At 39.9% G+C, this 1,641-nt stretch carries 2 protein-coding genes; both read left to right on the top strand.

Going from position 1 to position 1,641, the window contains the following annotated elements; all coding sequences use genetic code 11:
• The first annotated feature begins 350 nt into the window (after positions 1-350).
• Entirely contained in the window at positions 351-623 is a 273-nt protein-coding gene (locus tag MTBBW1_RS21350; protein ID WP_186441609.1) for a helix-turn-helix domain-containing protein, read from the top strand.
• A 20-nt stretch (positions 624-643) separates the two neighbouring features.
• Positions 644-1,399 (top strand): SPL family radical SAM protein, encoded by a 756-nt coding sequence (locus tag MTBBW1_RS21345; RefSeq protein ID WP_080806942.1) that lies wholly within the window; start codon positions 644-646, stop codon positions 1,397-1,399.
• Positions 1,400-1,641: the final 242 nt, after the last annotated feature.

Raw genomic sequence — 1,641 nt, 5'->3', positions numbered from 1 at the left:
TGTATCAGTTTTGCTGAGCGCTATAGGTGAGAGCTCAAATCCTAAAAAAGCTTCGCTTTAGGATTGGGATTGATTCAAGGGGATAAGGTACAAGACATCTGCAGAGAGTATTACCTACAAGGTTGAAGCGTTTGACGTCAATTGAACCTAACAAATGGGAATCGGAGGAGAATTAACCCCCAACAGTAGCTGTTTTTTTAGTGAGAGTCATCTCCTATAAGAAAATTTTATAGGAGATGACGGAATCGATTCGAGGTCGTAAGATACAAGCCATCTGCAGATAGAATTACTAATTAAAACAGCATTTTGACGTCAATCAAACCTCAAAGATTAGAATTGGAGGTACAGTCTTGAAAAATGGCAAGAAACTAAAAAACACGATTCGAGGAATAGGAATACAAGAAGTATTTACAGTTTCTGAAGCAGCCGATTATCTGAGAATATCTGAAAGGCTGTTTCGAGATCTAATGAAAGACCCAACACATCCAATTCCATTTTATCGGATCGGCAGTGCCGGTAGGCTGATCAGGATCAGGAAAGTAGAAATTGATGAGTGGCTGGAAAACTTCAGATCAACATCCGAAATTGATTTAGATGAAATGATAAATGAGCTGATACTCTAAATAGGGAGATTTAATTGAAAATGAAAAACTATAAACTTGAAAACCTGAATGTCATTTACAGACCTAAAGGTAAAGCTGGAGAATATGCAGAATTAGCATCTAACCCTTACAAAGGCTGCACTCACAGCTGTGTGTACTGTTACGCCCCAGGTTGTCTCTTCAAAACGAAAAGTGGCTATTTCGCAGGTGCTGATCCAAAAGTAAACTTTTTGGAGCGTTTTGAAAAGGATGCAAAGAAGTTGTCAGGCTATGAGGATGTTCCCGAGATTCTTCTAAGTTTTATTGGCGACCCGTATCAGCCTATAGAAATGAAGCTGATGCTAATCAGGGAAATCATCAAAATCCTCATGAAATATAACCTGCTGTTTACTATCCTTACGAAAGGAGGTTCCCGAGCAAGCAGAGATTTGGATCTTCTTTCAACCTACCCAAAGGCCAGATTCGGAACCAGTCTTGTATTTACCGAACAGAGTTCAGTTGATCAATGGGAACCGGGTGCCGCATCTGTAGAAGACAGGATCAAGACCATCGCCAAGGCACATGACTTGGGAATAAAAACCTGGGTTTCCATGGAACCGGTTATTGACCCCCAACAGGCCATTGAGCTTGTTAAAAGGATTCATCCGATAGTTGACCACTGGAAGGTCGGGAAAATCAACCACAACAAAAGCATCGAACAGAGTGTGGATTGGCTCAAATTCCGTCATGAGATAGTTACCGTCTTGTCTGATGTCGATGCTAATTTTTACATTAAAAACAGTTTGAGAGACTTGTAGCGGCAGCAGAGTTCGTGGGCAAATATCTATTTTGCCCACACCAAATTCTTTTTCGTATAGTCATGAACAAGAACATAAAAAAATAATATTTTATACAAAGGATAAAAAATGAAAACAACTAAGAAAATAAGAATTCCTTTAAACAAACTCATACTCCCACCTGCATCCCCGCAAGAAACAGTACTCGGCAACATTGATATATACCACCTTGCATTGACTGATGATTCTAGGGGCTACCGCTA

The sequence above is a fragment of the Desulfamplus magnetovallimortis genome (assembly GCF_900170035.1).
GTDB lineage: Bacteria > Desulfobacterota > Desulfobacteria > Desulfobacterales > Desulfobacteraceae > Desulfamplus > Desulfamplus magnetovallimortis.
This window is presented reverse-complemented; position numbering and strand designations above follow the sequence as displayed.

Bases quoted from the DNA above. Each gene is read 5' to 3' on its own strand.
- MTBBW1_RS21345 (WP_080806942.1), top strand. From the start codon at position 644: ATGAAAAACTATAAACTTGAAAACCTGAATGTCATTTACAGACCTAAA.